The sequence below is a fragment of the Ferrovibrio sp. genome, assembly GCF_964218355.1.
Lineage (GTDB): Bacteria > Pseudomonadota > Alphaproteobacteria > Ferrovibrionales > Ferrovibrionaceae > Ferrovibrio.
Map to the genome: position 1 here is coordinate 170,900 of NZ_CAXPMC010000029.1, position 22,193 is coordinate 193,092.

24 protein-coding genes are annotated in these 22,193 nt (G+C 68.3%); 13 read left to right on the plus strand and 11 right to left on the minus strand.

Features of this window, described 5'->3' with window-relative positions; all coding sequences use genetic code 11:
* Position 1 precedes the first annotated feature (1 nt).
* Positions 2-634, minus strand: coding sequence for a LysE family translocator (locus tag ACEQZY_RS20650; protein WP_370156829.1), 633 nt, complete (start codon positions 632-634; stop codon positions 2-4).
* A 414-nt stretch (positions 635-1,048) separates the two neighbouring features.
* On the opposite strand from ACEQZY_RS20650, the gene folP reads away from it, so the two are divergent.
* From folP to thiD, 3 genes are all read left to right on the plus strand, one after another.
* Positions 1,049-1,978 carry a dihydropteroate synthase gene (gene folP / locus ACEQZY_RS20655; RefSeq protein WP_370156830.1) on the plus strand — a complete coding sequence of 310 codons (930 nt, stop codon included), beginning with the start codon at positions 1,049-1,051 and terminating at the stop codon, positions 1,976-1,978.
* A 120-nt stretch (positions 1,979-2,098) separates the two neighbouring features.
* Positions 2,099-3,445: a phosphoglucosamine mutase gene (glmM, locus tag ACEQZY_RS20660; RefSeq protein WP_370156831.1), complete on the plus strand. Its 1,347-nt coding sequence runs from the start codon at positions 2,099-2,101 to the stop codon at positions 3,443-3,445.
* Positions 3,442-4,266, plus strand: a complete 825-nt coding sequence (thiD, locus tag ACEQZY_RS20665) for a bifunctional hydroxymethylpyrimidine kinase/phosphomethylpyrimidine kinase (RefSeq protein ID WP_370156832.1) — start codon at positions 3,442-3,444, stop codon at positions 4,264-4,266. The genes glmM and thiD overlap by 4 nt, the downstream gene beginning before the upstream one ends.
* A gap of 18 nt (positions 4,267-4,284) precedes the next feature.
* Here the strand turns inward: thiD and ACEQZY_RS20670 are convergent, their stop codons facing one another.
* Positions 4,285-5,730 (minus strand): PLP-dependent aminotransferase family protein, encoded by a 1,446-nt coding sequence (locus ACEQZY_RS20670; RefSeq protein WP_370156834.1) that lies wholly within the window; start codon positions 5,728-5,730, stop codon positions 4,285-4,287.
* A gap of 106 nt (positions 5,731-5,836) precedes the next feature.
* On the opposite strand from ACEQZY_RS20670, the gene ACEQZY_RS20675 reads away from it, so the two are divergent.
* The 8 genes from ACEQZY_RS20675 (at position 5,837) to ACEQZY_RS20710 (ending at position 12,621) form a co-directional block, all read left to right on the plus strand.
* Positions 5,837-6,103 (plus strand): DUF1127 domain-containing protein, encoded by a 267-nt coding sequence (locus ACEQZY_RS20675; RefSeq protein WP_341705586.1) that lies wholly within the window; start codon positions 5,837-5,839, stop codon positions 6,101-6,103.
* A gap of 116 nt (positions 6,104-6,219) precedes the next feature.
* A complete protein-coding gene (locus tag ACEQZY_RS20680) occupies positions 6,220-7,023 on the plus strand; it encodes a PhzF family phenazine biosynthesis protein (RefSeq protein ID WP_370156835.1) in 804 nt (267 codons plus the stop codon).
* Between the two features lie 154 nt (positions 7,024-7,177).
* Positions 7,178-8,101, plus strand: coding sequence for a DMT family transporter (locus ACEQZY_RS20685; RefSeq protein WP_370156836.1), 924 nt, complete (start codon positions 7,178-7,180; stop codon positions 8,099-8,101).
* A 26-nt stretch (positions 8,102-8,127) separates the two neighbouring features.
* Positions 8,128-8,613 (plus strand): GNAT family N-acetyltransferase, encoded by a 486-nt coding sequence (locus tag ACEQZY_RS20690; protein WP_370156837.1) that lies wholly within the window; start codon positions 8,128-8,130, stop codon positions 8,611-8,613.
* A 55-nt stretch (positions 8,614-8,668) separates the two neighbouring features.
* Complete coding sequence (locus ACEQZY_RS20695; RefSeq protein ID WP_370156838.1) at positions 8,669-9,541, plus strand: crotonase/enoyl-CoA hydratase family protein; 873 nt, start codon at positions 8,669-8,671, stop codon at positions 9,539-9,541.
* 7 nt (positions 9,542-9,548) lie between these two features.
* Positions 9,549-10,196, plus strand: a complete 648-nt coding sequence (locus tag ACEQZY_RS20700) for a TetR/AcrR family transcriptional regulator (protein ID WP_370156840.1) — start codon at positions 9,549-9,551, stop codon at positions 10,194-10,196.
* Between the two features lie 82 nt (positions 10,197-10,278).
* Positions 10,279-11,643 carry an acyl-CoA thioesterase gene (locus ACEQZY_RS20705; RefSeq protein ID WP_370156842.1) on the plus strand — a complete coding sequence of 455 codons (1,365 nt, stop codon included), beginning with the start codon at positions 10,279-10,281 and terminating at the stop codon, positions 11,641-11,643.
* A gap of 36 nt (positions 11,644-11,679) precedes the next feature.
* On the plus strand, positions 11,680-12,621 hold the full coding sequence (locus ACEQZY_RS20710) for an AEC family transporter (protein WP_370156843.1): 942 nt from the start codon (positions 11,680-11,682) through the stop codon (positions 12,619-12,621).
* 13 nt (positions 12,622-12,634) lie between these two features.
* Here the strand turns inward: ACEQZY_RS20710 and ACEQZY_RS20715 are convergent, their stop codons facing one another.
* From ACEQZY_RS20715 to kynA, 4 genes are all read right to left on the minus strand, one after another.
* Positions 12,635-13,555 carry an ABC transporter permease gene (locus tag ACEQZY_RS20715; protein ID WP_341702684.1) on the minus strand — a complete coding sequence of 307 codons (921 nt, stop codon included), beginning with the start codon at positions 13,553-13,555 and terminating at the stop codon, positions 12,635-12,637.
* A gap of 10 nt (positions 13,556-13,565) precedes the next feature.
* A complete protein-coding gene (locus ACEQZY_RS20720; RefSeq protein ID WP_341702683.1) occupies positions 13,566-14,345 on the minus strand; it encodes an ATP-binding cassette domain-containing protein in 780 nt (259 codons plus the stop codon).
* A gap of 7 nt (positions 14,346-14,352) precedes the next feature.
* The gene (locus ACEQZY_RS20725) at positions 14,353-15,339 is read right to left on the minus strand and encodes an ABC transporter substrate-binding protein (protein ID WP_370156846.1); all 987 of its coding nucleotides are present in this window, start codon (positions 15,337-15,339) and stop codon (positions 14,353-14,355) included.
* Between the two features lie 172 nt (positions 15,340-15,511).
* Entirely contained in the window at positions 15,512-16,354 is an 843-nt protein-coding gene (kynA, locus tag ACEQZY_RS20730; RefSeq protein ID WP_341702681.1) for a tryptophan 2,3-dioxygenase, read from the minus strand.
* Positions 16,355-16,418: 64 nt separating this feature from the next.
* Here kynA and ACEQZY_RS20735 point away from each other — a divergent pair, with 64 nt between their 5' ends.
* Complete coding sequence (locus ACEQZY_RS20735) at positions 16,419-17,585, plus strand: aminotransferase class V-fold PLP-dependent enzyme (RefSeq protein WP_341702680.1); 1,167 nt, start codon at positions 16,419-16,421, stop codon at positions 17,583-17,585.
* A gap of 3 nt (positions 17,586-17,588) precedes the next feature.
* Here the strand turns inward: ACEQZY_RS20735 and ACEQZY_RS20740 are convergent, their stop codons facing one another.
* From ACEQZY_RS20740 to ACEQZY_RS20760, 5 genes are all read right to left on the minus strand, one after another.
* The gene (locus ACEQZY_RS20740; protein WP_341702679.1) at positions 17,589-18,371 is read right to left on the minus strand and encodes a class II aldolase/adducin family protein; all 783 of its coding nucleotides are present in this window, start codon (positions 18,369-18,371) and stop codon (positions 17,589-17,591) included.
* A gap of 119 nt (positions 18,372-18,490) precedes the next feature.
* Positions 18,491-18,673: a hypothetical protein gene (locus tag ACEQZY_RS20745; RefSeq protein WP_341702678.1), complete on the minus strand. Its 183-nt coding sequence runs from the start codon at positions 18,671-18,673 to the stop codon at positions 18,491-18,493.
* 17 nt (positions 18,674-18,690) lie between these two features.
* Complete coding sequence (locus ACEQZY_RS20750) at positions 18,691-20,028, minus strand: amidase (RefSeq protein WP_370156847.1); 1,338 nt, start codon at positions 20,026-20,028, stop codon at positions 18,691-18,693.
* Positions 20,029-20,048: 20 nt separating this feature from the next.
* A complete protein-coding gene (locus ACEQZY_RS20755) occupies positions 20,049-21,404 on the minus strand; it encodes a TRAP transporter large permease subunit (protein ID WP_341702676.1) in 1,356 nt (451 codons plus the stop codon).
* A gap of 3 nt (positions 21,405-21,407) precedes the next feature.
* The gene (locus ACEQZY_RS20760; RefSeq protein ID WP_341702675.1) at positions 21,408-22,016 is read right to left on the minus strand and encodes a TRAP transporter small permease subunit; all 609 of its coding nucleotides are present in this window, start codon (positions 22,014-22,016) and stop codon (positions 21,408-21,410) included.
* Here ACEQZY_RS20760 and ACEQZY_RS20765 point away from each other — a divergent pair.
* On the plus strand, positions 21,994-22,193 hold a 200-nt coding region (locus tag ACEQZY_RS20765), incomplete at its 3' end, for a hypothetical protein (protein ID WP_370156850.1). The two genes, ACEQZY_RS20760 and ACEQZY_RS20765, sit on opposite strands and share 23 nt — an antisense overlap.

The window sequence follows — 22,193 nt, forward strand, 5'->3', positions numbered from 1 at the left end:
TTTACCTCTCCGCCGCTGCCAGCTTCGCGCCCAAAGCCACGAAGGCCGCCGCCACGGAGCGCCGCAGCCAGGTCATCACCCGCGGGCGGCTGAGCACGTGGTCGCGCATCGCCGCCGCGAACAGGCCGTAGAGCACGAACACGGCAAACGTCAGCGCCATGAACACGCCGCTCAGGCTCAGCATGCGGGGCAGGGCGGCCGGGTCGGCGGCGTCGACAAACTGCGGCAGGAAGGCGAGGAAGAACACCGAGAGTTTCGGGTTCAGGATATTGACGAGGATTGCCGCCAGCATGACGCGGAAGCCGGAGCGGGGCGGGGGCGGCGCATCGGCGGCCGAGAGGCTGAGGGCGCCGCGCGCCCGCCAGCTCTGCCACGCCATCCACAGCAGATACGCCACGCCGGCATATTTCAGCAGCCCGAAGGCCAGCGCGCTGGTATGCATCAGGGCGGCCAGCCCGGTGATCGCAGCCAGCATATGCGGCACGATCCCCAGGGTGCAGCCGGTTGCGGCGAGGATGCTGGCCCGCGCGCCGCGGCCGAGCCCGGTGGCGATGGTGAACAGCACGCCGGTGCCCGGGGTGACCACGACGACGAGGGCGATGACGAGGAAGTCGAGGCTGATGCCGTGGCTCATGAACGGGGCTCCGGGTTGCGGCCGGCCTAGCCGGACAGCCCCTTTGTCTCACCCTTTCGTCTTGCTTTCCAGATGAGAACATGATAGGAACATATACCCGGCCGGTCCGGCGGAAACCCGGCTGTGGCGCCGGCTGTGACACCAGTTGCGCCCCCGGCTGTGCCCTCGATTGTGTTCCGGTTGTGCTGCTGTGTGGCCGATGCGTGCCGGCGTTGCAATAAGCGCCAGCGGTCACCAGCGGTCAGAAACGGACCGCAGCGGTCAGTAACGGTCACGGGCGGTCAGTAACGGTCACCAGCGGTCACCAGCGGTCAGAAACGGTCACCAGCGGTCCGGAACGGTCCGCAGCGGTCGCCAGCGGCTCCGGTTTCGGCGATAACGGCGGCCATGAACGAGACAGGATTGTCTGGTCCGATGCATACGACAGTAAATCCGCTGCCCATGCTGCCTGCCGCCCGGCCCGTCTGGCCCGGCGGCCCTGGTGTCATGGGGCCCGGCGTCATGGGCCCCGAGGTGATGGGCCCCGTGGTGATGGGGATCGTCAATGTCACCGATGACAGCTTCTCGGGCGACAGCCTGAACGGCGATGCGGCGCGGGCCATTGCCCGGGCCCGCGCCATGGCCGCCGCCGGCGCCGGGATCATCGATCTGGGCGCCGAATCGACCCGCCCCGGCGCCGCGCCGGTCTCGCCGCAGCAGGAGATCGACCGCCTGCTGCCGGTGCTCGACGGGCTGAAAGACCTCGGGATTCCCGTCTCGGTGGATAGCCGCAACGCCGCCACCATGCGCGCCTGTTCCGCCGCCGGTGCGGCTTTGCTCAACGACATCTCGGCGCTGGAAGGCGCGGGCAGCCTGCAGGCCGCCGCCGAAAGCGGCCTGCCGGTGGTCCTCATGCACATGCAGGGCGAGCCGGGCTCGATGCAGCAGGCACCCCATTACGGGGATGTGGTGGCCGAGGTGGAGGCCTATCTGGCCGCGCGCGTCGCCGCCTGCGCCGCCGCCGGGATCGTGCGGGAAAGGATCATCCTCGATCCCGGCATCGGCTTCGGCAAGACGGCGGATCACAACCTGGCCCTGCTGCGCGCCCTGCCGCGCTTGCATGGGCTTGGCTGCCCCCTGCTGGTCGGGGTGTCGCGCAAGAGCCTGATCGGCGCGGTGCTGCGCGATGCCGGGCGGGACGATCCCGGTCCGGCCGGGCGGCTGCCGGGCTCGCTGGCGCTGGCTGTGTGGGCGGCGCAGCAGGGCGCGGCGATCCTGCGGGTGCATGACGTGGCCGAAACCGTGCAGGCCCTGACGCTGTGGCGGGCCGTCGCGGCCGCGGAATCCGGGGTTCAAAAGTCGTAACACTTCCTTTCGCCGGACTGCCAAGGGCCGGGCCCCTGTGGCATAGTCCCGCGTCACACAAGGTTAACAGGCCCGATTCGCGGCTGCCGCGCCGGGCCTTCCGTGCATCAGGATCGAGCCATGACCCGCAAGTTCTTCGGCACCGACGGCATCCGCGGCCTTGCCAACACCCCGCCGATCACGGCGGCGATGGCGCTGCGCGTCGGCATGGCCGCCGGTGCCTGGTTCACCAACGGCGATCACCGCCACCGCGTGCTGATCGGCAAGGATACGCGGCTGTCCGGCTACATGCTGGAGCCGGCCCTGGTGGCGGGCTTCACGGCGGTCGGCATGGATGTCTTCCTGGTCGGCCCGATGCCCACGCCTGCCGTGGCGATGCTGACCCGGGCCCTGCGCTGCGATCTCGGCGTGATGATCTCGGCCTCACACAATCCTTTCCACGACAACGGCATCAAGCTGTTCGGCCCCGACGGCTACAAGCTGTCGGACGAGGCGGAGCGCGGCATCGAGGCGATGATCCTCGGGCAGACCGAGCCGAAGCTGGCCGATGCCGCGCATCTGGGCCGCGCCAAGCGGCTGGACGATGCCGATGGCCGCTACATCGAATTCGCCAAGGCCACCCTGCCCAAGGGCCAGCGTCTGAAGGGCCTGAAAGTCGTGGTCGACTGCGCCAACGGCGCCGCCTACAAGGTGGCGCCGGCGGTGCTGTGGGAACTGGAAGCCGAGGTGATCTCCATCGGCGTCAAGCCCGACGGCTTCAACATCAACCGCGACTGCGGCTCCACCCATCCCGATGCCCTGCAGGAAGCGGTGGTTGCCCATGGCGCCGATCTCGGCATCGCGCTGGACGGCGATGCCGACCGGCTGCTGATGGTCGACGAACGCGGCCAGGTGATCGACGGCGACCAGCTGATGGCGGTGATCGCCGAAAGCTGGCTGGCGCAGGGCCGGCTGGCGAAAGGCGGCGTGGTCGCCACGGTGATGTCGAATCTCGGGCTGGAGCGTTTCGTCAACGGCCTCGGGCTGGAACTGCTGCGCACCAGGGTCGGCGACCGCTACGTGCTGGAAGCCATGCGCGGCCAGGGCTTCAATCTCGGCGGCGAACAGTCGGGCCATATCATCCTCTCCGATTTCGCCACCACCGGCGACGGCCTGGTGGCCGCTTTGCAGGTGCTGTCGGCGCTGGTCGAGTCGGGGAAGAAGGCCAGCGAATTCTGCCGCCGCTTCACGCCCTATCCGCAGCTTCTGCGCAATGTGCGCCATGCCGGCGGCACGCCGCTGGAACAGGCCGGCGTGCAGCAGGCGATCTCGGCCGCCGAAGCGAAGCTCGGTACACAGGGCCGGCTGGTGATCCGCGCCAGCGGCACCGAGCCGCTGATCCGGGTGATGGCCGAAGGCCGCGACGTAACCCTGGTCGAGACCGTGGTGGCCGATATCTGCCAGGCGCTGGAGCAGGCGGCGGCATGAGCGCTGCGGCTTCGGGCCGGCGCGGCCGCGTCCTGATCATTGCGGGGTCTGACTCGGGCGGCGGTGCCGGCATCCAGGCCGATATCAAGACGGTGACCATGCTGGGCGGCTATGCCGCCACCGCGATCACCGCCCTGACCGCGCAGGATACCCTGACGGTGCATGCGATCCACGAGGTGCCGGCGGACTTCGTCGCGCAGCAGATCCGCGTGGTGCTGCAGGATATCGGCGCCGATGCGGTGAAGACCGGCATGCTGCACCGCGCCGACATCATCCGCGTCGTGGCCGATGCGCTCGATGCGCATGCGCCGGACGTGCCGCTGGTGGTTGATCCGGTGATGGTGGCGAAGGGCGGCGCCCGCCTGCTGCAGCCGGAGGCCGAACAGGCCCTGCGCACGCTGCTGATCCCGCGGGCTGCCGTGATCACGCCGAACCTGCCCGAGGCCGAGGTGCTGGCCGGCACGCGCATTGCGGATGCCGCGGCGATGCCCGATGCCGCGCGCGCCCTGCTGGCGCTGGGCCCGCGGGCGGTGCTGCTGAAGGGCGGGCATCTGGCGGGCGATGACCTGGTCGACCTGCTGGCCGCGCAGGGCGGTGCCAGCTTCCGCTTCGAGAACCGCCGGCTGCACAGCACGGCCACCCATGGCACCGGCTGCACGCTGGCTTCTGCCATCGCCACCGGGCTGGCGCTGGGCCAGCCGCTCAATTACGCGGTGGAAGCCGCGCGGCGCTATGTGCGCCACGCCATCGAGGCGGCGCCGGGCTTCGGGCAGGGCCACGGTCCGCTCGGCCATGGCTGGCCGCTGGCGGCGAAGGGCTAGGGCGTCAGGCGACGGCGCCTAGACGACGGCCCGGCGGCGGGTTTCGGGGCCGCGGTCGATCAGGCCGCGCAGGCGGGCCAGCCCCTCGGCCAGCAATTCGCGGCCCGGTGCCGGTGCCAGCGAGATGCGCACCCAGGGCGGCGGGTTCGGCCGGTTGTCCGGCACGAAGGACGTGCAGCTGGCGATCCGCACGCCCTGGCCCAGCGCCTGGGCGGTGAAATCGTTGGGCCGCCAGGGCTCCGGCAGTTCCAGATAGCAGTGCAGGCTGGCCGGGTTGCTGCGCATGGTCAGCCCGGCAAAGGCCTCGCCGGCCATGGCGTTGCGCGTCGCGGCTTCCTCGCGCAGCCGTTCGACCAGATAGGCCGCGGTGCCGTCCTCGATCCACAGCCGCACGATCTCCTGGTTCAGCCGCGGATTGTTCACCGACAGCGCATGCAGCGAATCGGCGAACCGCTCGATCAGCGCCGGCGGCGCCGCCAGCCAGCCGACCCGCAGGCCCGGCGCCATGCATTTCGACGCACTGGCGATGTAGACGGTGCGTTCCGGCGCCAGCGCCGCCAGCGGCAGGGCGCGCTCGCGCACCAGGAAGCCGTAGACATCGTCCTCGATGATGGTCAGGTCGTGCCGGCGCGCCACCGCGACGATATCCTCGCGCCGCTGCAGCGACATGGTCGCCGTGGTCGGGTTGTGGATGGTCGGCTGCACCAGCACGACGCGGCTGCCGGTGCGCTTCGCCGCCGCCGCCAGCGCGTCGGGGCGCAGGCCTTCCTCGTCCATGGCGACGGCTTCCATGCGCACCGGGCGCAGCCGCGCATTCTCGTGCACGCCGCCATAGGTCAGCGATTCCACCATCACCGTCTCGTTCGGCATCGCCATGGCGTTGATGGTGATGGCCAGCGCCTGCTGGGCGCCGGCGGTGACGATCAGCTGTTCCGGGGCGACGGCGAGACCGGTGCGGCCGATCCACTGCGCCGCCGCCGCGCGATGCGCCGGATCGCCCAGCGTGCGGCTGTAGCCCAGCAGATGCTGCAGGCCGCGCTTGGCGGCCACCTGCTGCAGCGAGCGGCGCAGCAGCGCGTCGTAATCGGGCAGGCTCGGCTCGTTATGGGACAGCTCGATCACCCCGGGCGTCGCCAGCGAGACGATCTCGCCCGCCCCGGCATCCGGCGCGGCGCTGTCGAGCCGGTAGACGTCCGGCAGCGCATCCGGCTGCTTCGCGCCGTTCGGCTTGACGAAGGTGCCGCGCCCGACCTCGCCGGACAGCAGGCCCTTCTGTTCGGCCAGCATGTAGCCGCGGCTGACCGTGCCGACGGTGACGCCGAGCTTCCAGGCAAGATTGCGCTGGGGCGGCAGCTTGGTGCCGGGCGGCAATTCGCCCGTCTGCACGGCGGCCTCGATGGCGGCGGCCAGCGCCTGGTAGCGCGGGCCGGCATATTGCTGCAGATCGGGGATCCATATTGTCATGGTGACAATGTTTAGATTGACCCGATCAAAGAGTCAATGTTGTATCGCCATTGCCCCGATTGGCGGGGTCCAATGCGACAATCCAGTGACATTGATGGAGCGGAACATGACGAATTGTATCGATACAATCGACCGGCCCTACGGTAGCGGCCCGGTCGAACGCGCGGGCAGCACGATCGGCCGGGTGATTGACCAGCTGGTCGCTGTCAGTGCCGAGGGCGCGATGGCTGCCGTGCTGAAGCTGCTCGACCTGCAGCGCAAGGCCCGGGAACGCTCCCATCTCGCCGCGCTGCCCGACGACATTCTCAAGGATGTCGGCCTCAGCCGCGCCGATATCGAGGCCGAGCTGAACCGGCCGCTGTGGCTGCGCTGACATTCCGGTAACGCCTGCCCCTCTCCGGAGGGGCCCTCCCCGGGTGCCGGTGTCCGCGCCAGCGCGGCACCGGCAGGTCGGGCAGCCAAGACAAAGCCCAGGAACGGGAATCCGAGATGCGCCTGCCGATCTACCAGGTCGATGCCTTCGCCGACCGCGTCTTCCGCGGCAATCCGGCCGCCATCGTGCCGCTGGAACGCTGGCTGCCGGCCGAAACCATGCAGGCCATCGCCGCCGAGAACAATCTCAGCGAAACCGCCTTCTTCGTGCCGGAGACGGTCGATGGCCACGACGGCTTCGGCCTGCGCTGGTTCACGCCCGAGGTCGAGGTCGATCTCTGCGGCCATGCCACGCTGGCCTCGGCCTGGGTGATCTTCAACCGGCTGGATGGCGGCCGCAGCCGCATCGACTTCGCCACCAGAAGCGGCACCCTGACCGTGACGCAGGATGGCGAGAGCGGCCGGATTGCCATGGATTTCCCCGGCCGCGCGCCGCAGCCGGCCGCGCCCTGCGCCGGCCTGGTCGAGGCCATGGGCGCCGCGCCGCAATCCGTGCTGGCGGCGCGCGACTATCTGCTGGTCTATGCCAGCGCCGCCGAGCTGCGCGCGCTGAAGCCCGACATGCATGGCCTGATGGGCATCGACAAATTCGCCGTGATCGCCACCGCGCCCGGCGACGAGCCCGGCATCGACTGCGTCTCGCGCTTTTTCGCGCCGGCCAAGGGCGTGCCGGAAGATCCGGTCACCGGCTCGGCCCATTGCACGGTCGTGCCGTACTGGGCGCAGCGGCTGGGCAGGAGCGACATCGTCGCCTACCAGGCCTCGGCCCGCGGCGGCCGGCTGTATTGCCGCGACGAGGGCGCGCGGGTGCGCATGGCCGGCACCTGCATGCCGTATCTCGAGGGCAGCATCACGGTCTGACGGATTGCAGATCTGCGGCGGCTGCCCCGATGCCGCCGCAGTCCGGTGTTGCGCAAGGCACCGGCGGGCGGGACACCTTCCCCTGTTTCGGTGTCCCGCCCTTTTCCTTTCCGGAAAGCTGGCCTTTTGCGCAGGCCTGGCGTCTGATGGCACCATGATCCCCCAGACAGAGCCCGTGCCGCCACGCACGGCCGCGCTCGCCTTCGCCGGCGCGCTGTTTGCCGCGCTGATCTTCGGCGGCAACTTCGTCGCCGGCCGGCAGGGCGCGCTGGCCGGCCTGACCGCCGGCGATCTCGTGGCTTTGCGCTATGCCGTGTCCGGCCTGATCTTCCTGCCGGTGCTGTGGCGGCTGGGCCTGCGCGATCTCGGCGGCATCGGCTGGCCGCGCGGCATCCTGCTGGCGGCGATGACCGGCGCGCCGTATTTCTACGGCGTGATGGCCGGCCTGCATTACGCGCCGGCGGCCCATGGCACCGTGCTCAATCCCGGCGCGACCGCGCTGTCCAGCCTCGTCTTCGGCTATCTGGTCCTCGGCCTGCATCCGGCGCGGCTGGTGCTGGCTGCCGGCGTGCCGCTGATCCTGACCGGCCTGGTGCTGGTCTCCGGGGCCGGCCTGGCACTGGGCGGCGGCGAGACTTGGCGCGGCGATGCGCTGCTGGTGGCCACCGGGCTGACCTATGGCCTGTTCTTCGCCCTGCTGCGGCGCTGGCAGATCGCCGCGCTACCCGCCACCGGCATCGTCGCTGTGCTGTCGGCCGCGGGCTGGCTGCCCATCTATGCCGTCACCGCCGATTTCGATGCACTGGCCCGCGTGCCGCTGGCGATGATCCTCGGCCAGGCCCTGTTCCAGGGCGCGCTGGTCTCGGGCCTTGCCGTGTTTCTGTTCGCCCGCGCGGTGACGGTGCTGGGGCCGGCCAGGGCCGGGCTGTTTCCGGCGCTGGTGCCGGTTTTCGGCACCCTGCTGGCCGCCCTGCTGCTGGGCGAGCCGCTGACCCTGTGGCAGCTGGCCGGCGTGGCGGCCGTCTGCACCGGCCTGCTGCTCGGGGTATGGCAACCGCGCCGCCCTCGTGTAGGCTGACCGCCCCAGCTGAACAGGATTCCGTCATGACCGAAGCCAGCCCCGCCGTCGATATCCGCCCGGTCGCCACCGTCGACGACCTCGATGCCGCCAAGCGGCTGTTCAGGGCCTATGCCGACTCGCTCGATTTCGATCTCTGCTTCCAGGGCTTCGACGACGAACTGGGCAGCCTGCCCGGCCGCTATGCCCCGGCCCTGCGCGGCGCCCTGCTGCTGGGCTATGTGGATGGCGCGCCGGTCGGCGTGGTCGGCCTGCGCGATCTCGGCGACGGCATCTGCGAGATGAAGCGGCTGTATATCGACCCGGCGGGCCGCGGCCGCAATCTCGGCCGCCTGCTGGCCGAAGCGGTGGTCGCGGAGGGGCGTCGGCTGGGCTACCGGGCCATGCGGCTGGATACGATCCGCAGCATGGTGGCCGCCAACCGGGTCTATGATGCACTCGGATTCCGCGATATTCCGCCCTATTACGACAATCCGCTGCCGGAAGTGCGATATCGCGAGGTGGATTTATGAACACTATTCATTTTTGTGAACAGTGATACAGTCATGGCATCCGAGGGAGGATGCCATGACCAGCACCAGCAAGCAGCAGCCGGCGGAACCGGTGGTGACCTATGCGCGCGACGGCCGCGTCGCCCGCATCGCCCTGAACCGGCCAGACCATCTGAACGCCATCACCGACGAGATGCCCGGCGCGCTGCGCGACGCGGTCGAACGCGCCAATCTCGACGACGAGGTGCATGTGATCGCGCTGTCGGGTGCAGGGCGGGCCTTCTGCGCCGGCTATGACCTGAAGGCCTATGCCGAGGCGCCGCGCCCGGTGAAGGGCAGCCAGGACATGCCCTGGGATCCGCTGGTCGATTACCAGTGGATGCGCTATGCCACCGACTGCTATTTCAGCCTCTGGCGTTCGCTGAAGCCGGTGGTCACCAGGATTCACGGCTATGCGGTGGCCGGCGGCAGCGACATCGCGCTCAGCTCCGACATCGTGATCATGGCCGAGGATGCGAAGATCGGCTATCCGCCGGCGCGCATCTGGGGTTGTCCCACCACCGGCATGTGGGTCTATCGCCTCGGCGCCGAAAAGGCCAAGCGCATGCTGCTGACCGGCGACCTGATCGATGGCCGCACCGCGAAGGAATACGGCCTGGTGCTGGACTGCGTGCCGGCCGCGGATCTCGATGCCCATACCGAGGCGCTGATCGCCCGCATCGCCAGCGTGCCGAAGAACCAGCTGATGATGCAGAAGATGATGATCAACCAGGCCTACGACAATATGGGCCTGAACTCGACCCAGACCCTGGCCACCCTGTTCGACGGCATCACCCGCCACAGCCCGGAAGGTGTCGCCTTCAAGGCCCGCTGCGAGCAGATCGGCTTCAAGGCCGCGGTGAAAGAACGCGATGCCGGCGATCCGCTGGCCTGGAAGAATGCCCGCTGACGCCGCCATGCCAGCCGCAGCGGATGCCGCGAGGCAGAAACGGCGCGGCGCCCTGAAGGCATTCCGGCGCGAGGCGATCCTGCTGGCGGCGCGTGCCGTCTTCGCCCGCGACGGGCTGGACGGCGCCACGCTCCGCGCCATCGCCGCCGAGGCCGGCGTGGCGGTCGGCACCGTCTATCTGCATTTCCCCACCAAGGAAGCCATCTATGCCGAGATGCTGGCCGCCTCGCTGGCCGACCTGCAGAAGCATCTGCGCGAGGCGGTGGCAAAGGCGGCGCCGGACGATCACCTGATGGCTGCCGCACTCGGCTTCTACGGCTTCTACCGCGACCGGCCCGACGATCTCTATCTCGGCCTCTATCTGGCCCAGGGCCTGAAGCCCGCCGGCCTCAGCCCGGAACTCGACCGCCTGCTGAACGGCCGGCTGATCCAGTGCTACACGATCCTCGGCGACGGCATGCGGCGCATCGCGGCGCCGGCTGCCGAGGCACCGGATGCCGAGACCCTGCGGGCCGAGACCGTGTCGCTGGCCGCGGCGATCACCGGCGCGCTGGTGCTGGAGGCGACGGGCCGCCTGAAGGTGCTGGGCGATGATGGTGCGGCAGTGGTGCGGCGCGCCGTGGAGGCCCTGATTCTGCGGCTGCGGCGCGGCTAGGCGGGTTGCGCCGGCCCGGCTGCCGGGCGACACTGGGCGGCAACAAGAAATGCCCTCCAGAACACAACCCGAGAAGACTTCCGTGAGCAATTACCGCGAGACCTTCCGTGGCTCGGTCGCCGCCTGGGAATGCGACCAGTATGGCCATATGAATGTGCAGTTCTACACCGCGCGCATCTCGGATGCGGCGGCCAGCGCCATGCTGGCCGGCGGCTTCGGATCGGACGCCTTCCTGAAACACCGGCTGGGCGTGGTGGCGGTGCATTCGGAGCTGGATTACCTGAGCGAGCTGCATGCCGGCGATCTGATCCGCATGGAAAGCGGGATTCTTTCGGCCGAGGGCAGGAAGCTGCGCTTCCACCATCGCCTGTTCAATGCCGAGACCGGGGCACTGTGCCTGAAGGCCGAGGTGCTGGGCCTGTGCTTCGATCTCGACCAGCGCAAATCGGTGCCGCTGCCGGACGATCTGCGCGCGGGCCTGCTGCGCCTGCAGGTGGCCGGCGACGAGGCGCCATCCGCCGCGGCGATCCCGCCGGCGGAGGACGGCTTCCTGCCGACTGGCCGCGCCCCGGTGCAGCCCTGGGAATGTGACCGCATGGGGCATCTGAACGTGCAGTTCTATCTGGCGCGTTTCGCCGAGGCGGAAAAACAGCTTCTCAATGCGCTGGGCTATGGCCCGGCGCGGCGCAGGGCAGAGGGCGTGGCCTTGCGCCCGCTGCGCCACCGCATCCAGTTCAAGCGCGAGAATCACGAGGGCGCGGTACTGACCGTGCGCAGCGGCATCCGTGCCGTCGCGGTGGACCGCCTGATGCTGTATCACGAGATCCATGAGGCCGAGAGCGGCCGCCTGTCGGCCACCGCCGAGGCCGTGGTCGCGCTGGATGCGCTGGATGGCAGCGGCCTGGCCGCCCTGCCGCAGGAAGTGGCGGCCGCGGCCGGGCGGCTGGCTGCGGCGCTGGTGGCGCCGGAACCACCGGGCCCGACCGGCCAGCCGCCGGCACCGGATGCGCCGGTGGAGGGCATGTACGAGACCTGCCGCGGCGCCGTCGACCGCTGGGAGGCGGAAGAAACCGGCCGCATGGCCACGCGCTTCTACATGGCGCGCTTCTCGGAGGCGGCGGGCAACATGCTGGCCGGCGGCGACCTGACGGCCGAACAGATGCGCCGGCAGGGCCTCGGTTCGGCGGCGCTGGATTACACCATCGACTATTTCCGCCCGCTGACCGTGGGCGATGCCTATTACGCCCGCACCGGCATTCTGGAGCTGCGCGAGAAGACCTGGCGCTTCTGCCATTTCCTGATGGACAGCAACACGCAGCAGCCGCTGGCCCGTGCCGAGGTGATCGCCGTTCTGTTCGACCTGCAGGCGCGCAAATCGATTGTCATGCCCGATCATGTGCGGCAGTCTTTCGGCCGGCGCCTCGTCGCGGTGCCGGCCCCGGCCTGAGCCGGCGCGGGACGGCAAAAAGAAGAAGGGCACCGCATGGAAACCCTGCTGAATGTCTCGCTGCCGTTCTTCGGCCTGATCTTCCTCGGCTACGGCGCCGGGCATACGCGGCTGATCACGCCGCAGGCCTATCTCGGCCTCAATGCCTTCGTGATCTGGTTCGCCCTGCCGGCCATGCTGTTCGTCAAGATGGCTTCGGCGCCGGTTTTCGAGGCCTTCGATCCGCGTTTCGTCGCCGCCTATACCGGGGCCGGCCTGCTGGCCTATGGCATCATCGTCAGCCTCAGCCGGCTGCTGTTTCCGCAGCTCAGCTGGGGCCAGCGGGCCGTGCAGGGCATGGGCGCCAGCTTCGGCAATGTCGGCTTCATGGGCCTGCCGATCCTGGTCACCCTGTTCGGCGATGCCGCGGTGCTGCCGGCGGTGCTGGTGATCGTGTTCGACCATATCATCCTGATCCCGCTGACCACCGCGATCATCGAGGGATCGGGCGGCGGCCAGGCCTCGCTGGGTGCGATCCTGCGCAAGGTGGGCATCGGCATGGCCCGCAACCCGCTGATCGTGTCGACCTTTGCCGGCCTGATCTGGGGCCTGACCGGGCTGCAGCTGCCGGTGCCGGCCGATGCCCTGCTGAAACTGCTGGCCGATGCCTCGGCGCCCTGCGCGCTGTTCGCGCTGGGCCTGACCCTGGCCGGGCGGCCGCTGTCGCACGGGCTGGAACAGGTGACGCTGACCACCATCGGCAAGCTGGCCGTGCATCCGATCCTGGTCTGGATGCTGGCGGTTTACGTGCTGCATCTCGACCCGTTCCTCACGGCGGTCGCCGTGATCCAGGCATCGATGCCGACGGCGGCGAATGTCTACATTCTCGCGACCACGCAGAATGTGTTCGTCGAGCGCACGTCGAGCACCATCCTGGTCTCGACGGCGATCGCCACCGTGACCGTCTCTGCCTTCATGGTGCTGTTCACCGCCTACTAGCCGGCGGGCGCTGTCAGGTCGTCTCGTGCATGCGGTCGCGCGTCAGCGCGCCGCGCCGCCGGCCGGGCAGTAGGCTCGGCGCCGCCAGCATCAGCAGCACCAGCGCGCCGGTGGCGAATTTCAGGTCGGTCGGCGCCAGGCCCATGGCCAGGCAGACCGAGATGATCTGGAAATAGACGATGGCGCCGACGATGGGTGCCAGCAGCTGCCGCAGCACGCTGCCGCGCCCGGTGATCAGCTCGCCGATGATCACCGCGGCGAGGCCGTTGATCAGCACGCCGAAGCCGATATTGACGTCGGAAAAGCCCTGCGACTGCACCACCAGCGCGCCGGCGAAGGCGCAGAGCGCGCCGGCCACGCCGAAGCCGCCGACGATATGGCCCCATGAATGAATGCCCTGGGCCTCGGCCATGTCGAGATTGGCGCCGACAGCGCGGAAGGCGATGCCCTTTTCGGTGCGCAGGAAGGCGAAGGCGGCCACCACCAGCAGGATCACGCCGATGCCGAGGAAGGCGCCCTTGTGCCACAGGCTGCTGTTCATCCCCGGCCAGACCAGGTCGAACAGGTTGTCGAACTGGAACAGCGCGATGTTGGAACGGCCCATGATGCGCAGATTCACGCTGTAGACCATGGTGACGATGATGATGCCGGCCAGCAGCGAGCTGATCCGGAATTTCAGGCTGACCATCGCCGTGGCCGAGCCGGCAAGGAAGCCGCCCAGCGTGCCGCACAGCATGGCAAGCCCGGGGCTGAAGCCGGCGGCGATCATGGCGCCGCAGATGCAGCCGCCGATGGGGAACGAGCCCTCGCTGGTCAGGTCGGGGAAGCCGAGCAGTCGGAAGGGCAGCATCACGCCGAAAGCAACGAAGGCATAGATCAGGCTCTGGACCAGGGTGACCGGCACCAACTCGACGAAACGCAGAACGATATCCATGGTCGCGGTCTCAGCTGGCCAGCAGGATGCGGTCTTCCTTGTCGCGGAAGCGGGCGACAAGATCGGCGATGCCGATGCCGGATTTTTCCGTGCCCTGCATCAGCAGCAGGATGCGGCCGGCATCCATCATCAGCAGCGTGTCGCCATGATCGACGGCATGCTGCATGTTGTGGGTGACCATCAGGGCGGTCAGTTTCCGCTCGGCGATCACGCGGATGGTGGCGCTCATCACCCGCTCGGCGGTCAGCGGATCGAGGGCGGCGGTATGCTCGTCCAGCAGCAGCAGTTTCGGCTCGCCGGTCACCGCCATGACCAGCGACACCGCCTGGCGCTGGCCGCCCGACAGGGTGTCGATAGTGTCGTCCAGCCGGTCTTCCAGGCCGAGGCCGAGGATGGCGAGCTGGTCGCGCCAGGCCGCGCGGCGCGCCGCCGTCAGGCCCCAGCGCAGCCGGTGCGGCCGGGCCCGCAATTCGGCCAGCAGCAGGTTTTCGGCCACGGTCATGCCGGCGGCCGTGCCGGTCATCGGGTCCTGGAAGACGCGCGAGACCAGCCGGGCGCGGCGCCAGGCCGGATCGCGGGTGACATCCTGCCCGTCGATGGCGATGCTGCCGGCATCGACCGGGAATTTCCCGGCGACGGCATTCAGCAGGGTCGACTTGCCGGCGCCGTTCGAGCCGATGACGACGCAGAAGCTGCCGGCTTTCAGGTCCAGCGACACGCCGTCGAGCGCCACGCGCTCGTTCGGCGTGCCGGGGAAGAACCGCTTGCCCAGGCCGGTCAGTGCCAGCATCGCCGGCTCAGTCGGCCAGGCAGTTGCAGCCGCCGAGGGCCGCCGGCAGCGCGAGGCCGAGTTTCTCCAGCTGCTTTTTGCTGACGGCGGCCTCGTGATCCTCGACGCCGGCGCGCACCGGCGGCAGGTCCTGCATCTTCGCGCCTTTCAGCAGCTTGTAGGCGACATCGGCGGCATTCTTGCCGATCCTGCCGTAATCGACGGCGAAACCGGCCAGCGTGATGCCCTTGCGGGCGGATTCGACGCCGGCATTGACCACCGGGATGCCGATCTGCGCGGCGCTGGCGGCAATTGCCGGCAGGCCCGGCTGGATCAGGCCGCCGGTCGGCGTGTAGATCACGTCGGCCTGGCCCTTCAGGGCGGCGATGCGGATCGGGATGTCGGCCGGATTGTCGATGCCGGCGCCGACCACCTTGAACTCATACTTGCCGGCGGTCTCCCTGACCTGCTCGAAGACGGCGAGGTTGTTGTCCTCGCCGGGATTGTAGGCGACGGCCAGCGTCTTCGCCTTCGGCAGCAGCTTGCGCACGAAACCGAGCACGGCATCCATGTCCTGCTGGTCGGAGGCACCGGCCATGTCCTCGGCGCCCTCGGTCCAGGACGGCACCAGCTTGGCCTTCACCGGGTTGTTCACCGCGGCGTAGACGATCGGGATGCCGCTGCCTTTCAGCGCCTGCTTGGCGGCCTGGGTCACCGGCGTGGCGATGGTGTAGATCAGGGTCGGCTTGCCGGCCTTCAGCTTGCTCAGCAGCTGCGGCAGCAGGGCAACGTCGAAATTCGCCTGGTCGATCTCGTAGGTGACATCCTTGCCCTCCACGAGGCCCTTCGCGGCCAGCTCGGCCTTGAAGGAGGATACGGCTTTCTCGAGCTGCGGATGCGGGCCCCACTGGGCGATGCCGATCTTGTAGGGCTGGGCGGATGCGGCGCCCGTGCCAAGCAGCAGCGCGGTGCCGGCGGTGGCGATCAGGCGGGAGAGGGAGAGCTTGGCAGACATCGGCAAACCTCGCGGGGTGGTTTGGACAGGTCGGTTCCGGTCTTTTAGGCTTGAAACAAATCGCTGTCCACGCTGATTCTACAACGGTTTTCCGATGCTGTCGCCGCGCGGCGCTTCGCTGTGCAGGCTGCCGCAAACTGCGTCAGCACCCGAATAAAATGCGGGCAGGCTGTCAGAGTTTCGTGCGCACCGACCACAATTCGGGGAAGAAGCTGCGCTCCAGCGCCTGGCGGAGATAGGACACGCCGGCCGAGCCGCCGGTGCCCTGGCGCATGCCGATGATGCGCTCCACCGTCTTCATGTGGCGGAAGCGCCATTGCTGGAAGCTGTCCTCCACGTCGACCAGTTCCTCGGCCAGTTCGTAGAGATCGAAATGCGTCCCGGATTCGCGGTAGATCGTCTCCCACAGGGCCTCGATGCGCGGATCGGCCGCATGCGGCCTGGTCAGGTCGCGCCCGAGGATGTCGGCCGGCACCGCCAGGCCGCGTCGCGCCAGCAGGCGCAGGGCCTCGTCATACAGGCTCGGCGCCTCGAAGGCGGCCTGCAGCGGTGCCAGGATGTCGGGCCGGTGGGCATGCGGTTTCAGCATCAGGGCATTCTTGGCGCCGAGCTTGAATTCGATCTGCCGGTACTGCCAGGACTGGAAACCCGAGGACGAGCCGAGCACCGGGCGGAAGCTGAGATAATCGGCCGGCGTCATCGTTGCCAGCACGTCCCAGGCCTGGATCATCTGCGCCTGGATGCGCGACAGCCGCGCCAGGCATTTGAAGGCCGGCGGCAGGTCGTCGGCGCGGATGAAGGCCATGGCGCCGTCGAGTTCGTTGTTCAGCAGGCGCATCCACAATTCCTGCACCTGGTGGATGATGATGAACAGCATCTCGTCATGCTGGCCGGACAGCGGTTTCTGGGCGGCCAGCAGGCGGTCGAGCTGCAGGTAGTCGCCATAGCTCATGCGCCCGGAAAAATCGGTCTGGATGCCGTCGGTGCCTGCGGCGGGGGTCGTGGGACTGGTCATGGGCTTGCTCCCGGAATTATTTCAAGCCTAAAATATCCTTGCCGCTCCGGGAAGAGGTCAAATCATGTCACCAGTGCTGCGCGATCTGCGCCCGCAGTTTTCCGCCTTTCTCGGCGGCGATCCGCACCGGCTGCATTTCGCCGCGCACAGCCATCATCCCTGGCCCGATGCCAGCCGTGCCGGCCATCTGCAGGCCTGGGACGATGCCGCGCGGCTGATCGACGGCAAGTGGGATCGCGTGCTGGGCCCGGTGCTGGCGGCGGCGCAGGGCCATGTGGCGCGGAATCTGCGCCTGCCCGATCCGCAGAGCGTGGTTTTCGCGCCCAATACCCACGAGCTGGCGATGCGGCTGCTGTCCTGCCTGCCCGTGGACCGGCCGGCGCGGGTTCTGACCACCGACAGCGAGTTCCATTCCTTCGCCCGCCAGCTGGCCCGGCTGGAGGAAGACGGCCTGGTGACGGTCGAGCGTATCGCCGCCGAGCCCTTCGATGATTTCGGCGCGCGGTTTGCCGCGGCGGCCAGGGCGGGCGGCCATGATCTCGTCTGGCTCAGCAGCGTGTTCTTCAATTCCGGGTTTGCCGTGCCGGACCTGGACGCGATCATCGCGGCCGCCGATCCCGCCGCCCTGCTGGTGGTCGACGGCTACCATGCCTTCATGGCCCTGCCGGTGGACTGGTCGGCCTTCGCCGGCCGCGCCTTCTTCATCGCCGGCGGCTACAAATACGCCATGGCGGGCGAGGGCGCCTGCTTCATGCACTGCCCGCCGGGGCAGGCCTTGCGGCCGCGCGATACCGGCTGGTATGCGGCCTTCGGGGCCCTGAGCAGCGCGCAGGACAGCCGCGTGCCCTATGCCGAAAGCGGCTGGCGCTTCATGGGGGCCACCTTCGATCCCTCGGGCCTGTACCGGTTCAATGCCGTGCAGGACTGGCTGCTGGGACAGGGCCTGGGCGTCGCCGATATCCACGCCCATGTGCAGGCCCTGCAGGCGCTGTTCCTCGCCCGGCTGCCATGCGGTCCGTTCACGGCGGCGCGGCTGGTGGTGCGGCCGGACCAGCCGCATGGCCATTTCCTGACCTTCGCGCTGGACGATGCCGCAGCGGTTCACGACAGGCTGCACCGGGCCGGCATCGTCACCGACCGGCGCGGCGACCGCATCCGCTTCGGCTTCGGCCTGTACCAGACCGAGGCCGAGGTGATGGCGCTGGCCGGCCGGATCGCCGGGCTGACCTGACGCCTAGCTGCGGTAGGACGGGTCCTTCGCGTCCATGGTGCGCAGCAGGCCGGCCCAGGCCAGGCCGCTGACATCGATCTTCGAGCCGCGCACCTGCGCCTTCACGACATCCTGCACCGCCTGGGACGAGGGGTGCAGCTTCACCCCGCCGGCCAGCGCGCGCACCTGTGCCTGGCAGGCGCGTTCCAGCAGGTGGATGTTGAGGAAGGCCTGGGCCACGGTGCGGCCGCAGGCTAGCGTGCCGTGCTGGCGCAGGATCATCAGGTTGTTCTGGCCGAGATCGGCCACCAGCCGCTCACGCTCGGCGAGGTCGAGCGCGATGCCCTCGTATTCATGGTAGCTGAGCATGCTCAGCGCGATCATCGCGGTCTGGCTGATGGGCAGCAGGCCGTCGGCCTGGGCGGAAACGGCAATGCCGTCGCCGGTATGCAGGTGGATCACGCAGCCGACATCATGGCGGGCCGCATGCACGGCGGAATGGATGGTGAAGCCGGCCGGGTTGATGATGTTCTCGGTCGGCGAGACGATGTTGCCGTCGAGATCGACCTTCACCAGCGACGAGGCGGTGATCTCATGGAACATCCAGCCATAGGGATTGATCAAGAAATGCTCGTCCGGCCCCGGCACGCGGGCGGAGATATGGGTGAAGATCAGGTCGTCCCAGCCGAAATGGGCCACCAGCCGGTAGGCGGCGGCAAGGTCGGTGCGGGTCTGCCATTCTTCGGCCGAGACCTGGCTGCGGATGTCGGATACGGGTGCGAGGGCCGCATTGGCGGGCGGGGTCATGGCGCTTCCTCCGGCGGGCTTCTGGTTGCCCCGAGTGTCGCGGCCCGGCCGCGCCGCGTCAATTCACGATCCGCTCTGACGTTGCGTCAACCGGCCATGGGTGCCGGCCGGCCGGACTGTCAGCGGGGTGGCGTGTTGCTGGTATCGCGCATGCTGCGGATGAAATCGAAGACCATCATGGCAATCACCACCAGCATGATGATGACCAGCGGCGGCGCCTTGATCCAGACCATCAGGATGCCAAGGAAGCCGCAGAGCAGGATGATGCCCACAAGGCCGGTGATCAGGTTGGCAATCAGCATGGGGATATCCTCGCGGTTCAGCCGAGATCCAGAGTCATCAGCCAGTGGGCGGTGCGCAGCAGGCGGGCATCGCTGCCGCGCGGGCCGACCAGTTGCACGCCGATCGGCATGCCGTCGCTGCTCTGCAGCAGCGGCAGGGTGATGGCCGGCAGGCCGCAGAAGGTCCACAGCGTGCAGAAGATGGGGTCGCCGGTGGTCTCGAGGCCACGCGGGGCGGGCCCGGGCGCAGCCGGGGTGACGAAGGCATCGTAGGCGAAGAAGGCTTCGTCCAGGGCATCGTTCAGCATGCCGATGGCGGCGATTGCCTCGGCATAGGCATAGGCGCCATAGGCAGTGCGGCCGCGCTTGATCTGGCCGCGCAGCGAGGCGCTCATCCGGTCGGCGCCGTGGTCGTAATCGCGCGCGAGATTGAGCGCGATGTCGGTTTCCATCACCGTGCGGTGCCAGTCGATGGCCGCGGCGAAGCGGTCCGGCAGATCCAGCCGCTCGATGCCACTGCCCAGCGCCGCCACCAGTTCGCCGAAAGCTTCCTGGGTTTCGGCTTCCGCCCGGTCCCAGACGGGCGAGGGCACGAAAGCCAGCCGCGGCGTCACCGGCGGCGGTGCCAGTGCGGTGGCGGCCAGCGGCGGGCGGGCCGTGGCGCGGGTGGCCGGGTCTTCCGGATCATGGCCGATCAGGCATTCGGCCAGCAGGGCGGCATCCGGCACATTGCGGGCAAAAACCCCGATCTGGTCGAAGGCCGGCGACTGCCGCAGAACCCCGGTGCGCGGGATCAGGCCGAGGGTCGGCTTGTAGCCGACGACGCCGCAGAAGGATGCCGGCCGGATCACCGAGCCGTTGGTCTGGGTGCCGATCGCCAGCGGCACCATGCCGGCGGCGACGGCGGCAGCCGAACCGCTGGAGGAGCCGCCCGGCGTGCGTGTCGGGTCGAGCGGATTGGCGGTCTTGCCGGGATGGTAGGTGGCGAATTCGGTGGTGACCGTCTTGCCCATGACGATGGCGCCGGCCTGGCGCAGCCGGGCCACGGCGGCGGCATCCTGCCTGGGCGTGCGGCCGGCATGCAGGGGCGTGCCGTCCTCGGTGGGCATGTCATGGGTATCGAGGATATCCTTCACGCCGACCGGGATGCCATGCAGCGGCCCGTGCGGTCCGCCGGCCCGGTGCAGGTCGTCGCAGCGATCGGCCTGGGCCAGCGCATGATCGCGGTCGAGGAAGGTCCAGGCGCCGACGGTGGCCTCCTGCCGCTCGATGGCGGCAAGGCAGGCTTCGGTCAGTTCGCGCGCGGCCAGCTGCCCCGCCGCCATCGCCTCGGCGGCGTCGCGGGCAGCCAGCCATTCCAGGGTCTCGTCTCGCATCACCACTCCAGACTATCCCGTCAGCGCGGGGTGTACAGGTAATCGGGCAGCCACATCACGATACCCGGGAAAACATAAACCAGCACCATCGACAGGAACACCATGAAGACGAAGGGCAGGGCGCCGGAGAAGATCTGCGTCAGCCGCACATGCGGCGGCGACACGCCCTTCAGGTAATAGGCGGCCATGGCCATCGGCGGGGTGTTGAACGAGGTCTGGATGTTCAGGGCCACCAGGATGCCGAAGAAGATCGGGTCGACATCGAAGGCATGCAGCAGCGGCAGGAAGATCGGCACGAAGATGATGATGATCTCGCTCCACTCCAGCGGCCAGCCGAGCAGGAAGATGATGATCTGGGTCAGGATCAGGAATTCGATCGGCGACATGTTGAGGCCGAGGATGAAATGCTCGACCACCGAATGGCCGCCCAGATACGAGAAGACCGAGGAGAAGGTCCAGGACCCGATGAACAGGTAGCAGACCATGGCCGTGGTGCGGGCGGTTAGGAACACCGCTTCCTTGACCCGCTCGAAGGTCAGCTGGCCATAGGCGGCGGCCAGGACCAGACTGCCCAGCGCACCGATGGCGGCAGCCTCGGAAGGGGTGGCGAGGCCGAACAGGATGGCCCCCAGCACTGACAGGATCAGGATCGCCAGCGGGAAGAACGATGTCAGCAGGGCCCACATGACCTGGCCGAACGGGATTTCGGTCATTTCCTTCGGCAGTTTTGGCGTCCAGCTCGGCCGCACCATCGCCACGCCGATGACATACACGATATACAGGCCGGCCAGCAGGAAGCCCGGGAACAGGGCGGCGGCATAGAGCTTCACGGCCGAGATGCCGGCCGCCGCCGAATAGACGATCAGCAGGATCGAGGGCGGGATCAGGATGCCGAGGCAGCCACCGGCACAGACCACGCCGGCGGCGAGACTGGTATTGTAGCCGGCACGCAGCATGGCCGGAAAGGCCAGCAGGCCCATCAGCGTCACCACCGCGCCGACGATGCCGGTGGCGGTGGCGAACAGGGCGCAGGTGATCAGGGTGGCGACCGCCAGCGAGCCGGGGATGTTCTTGGCGGCAATCTGCACCGAGCGGAACAGACGGTCGAGAATGTTCGATCGTTCGACCACATAGCCCATGAACAGGAACAGCGGCACCGCGGTCAGCACGTCGCTGGACGTGACCTCAAAAGTCTTCTGCACCAGCAGATTGAAGACGCGATTGTCAAAAATGTTTTCGAGCTGGTTCGGGTTGGCATAGGCGTAATAGCCGAAGCCGACACCCATCGCCATCAGGGTGAAGGCGATGGGAAAGCCCAGCATCACGATCAGGATGAACAGCGACAGCATCAGAATGGCGACCTGCGGGTCGGTCATGGATCAGGCCCCCTTGCCCGAAGCGGCGTTTTCGCCGGAATGTTCTCTCTGGTATTTCTGCTCGGCGAGGATGGCTGTCTCCATTTCCTCGACGTCATGCAGGCGCTGCGGCCAGTCGCCGGTGCGGATGCAGATGATGCAGCGGATGGTTTCGGCGACGCCCTGCAGGAACAGCAGTATGCCGGTCAGCGGAATCAGGCCCTTCAGCGGAAAGACCGGCACGCCCGCCGGGCTGAAGATGCTGAGTTCCTTGAACATCCAGGACATCTTCGCGAAGTTCCAGCCGGCCCAGATGAAGGCGATCACGGCGGGAAAGAAGAAGATCAGGTAGAGGATCAGGTCGATGACGCCCTGCATCCGTTTCGGCCACAGGCGGTACAGCACGTCGGCGCGGACATGGCCGTTGCGCGACAATGTGTAGGCACCCGCCATCAGGAACAGGGCACCATAGGTGATATAGCTGATGTCGAAGGCCCAGGTGGTCGGGGCGTTCAGCAGGTAGCGCATGAACACCTCGTAGCTGACCCCGAAGGTCAGAACGAGGATCAGCCAGCCGAAGCATTTTCCGGTCCAGGCGCTGAGCAGGTCGATGAAAAGCAGGAAGCGCGTCATTGGCGGCCATCCGGGAAGGAAAGGAAATCAGGCGATATCCCTGCAGCAGCGCTACCCGACGTTCGCCGACTACGAGCAGCAGCTGCAGGGTGATCGGGTCGAAGGGGACGGTGGTGCCGCCGAGCTCGCAGTCGGTGGAGCGGTACGTCGCCACCGGCACCTCGATCGGGGGCAGCC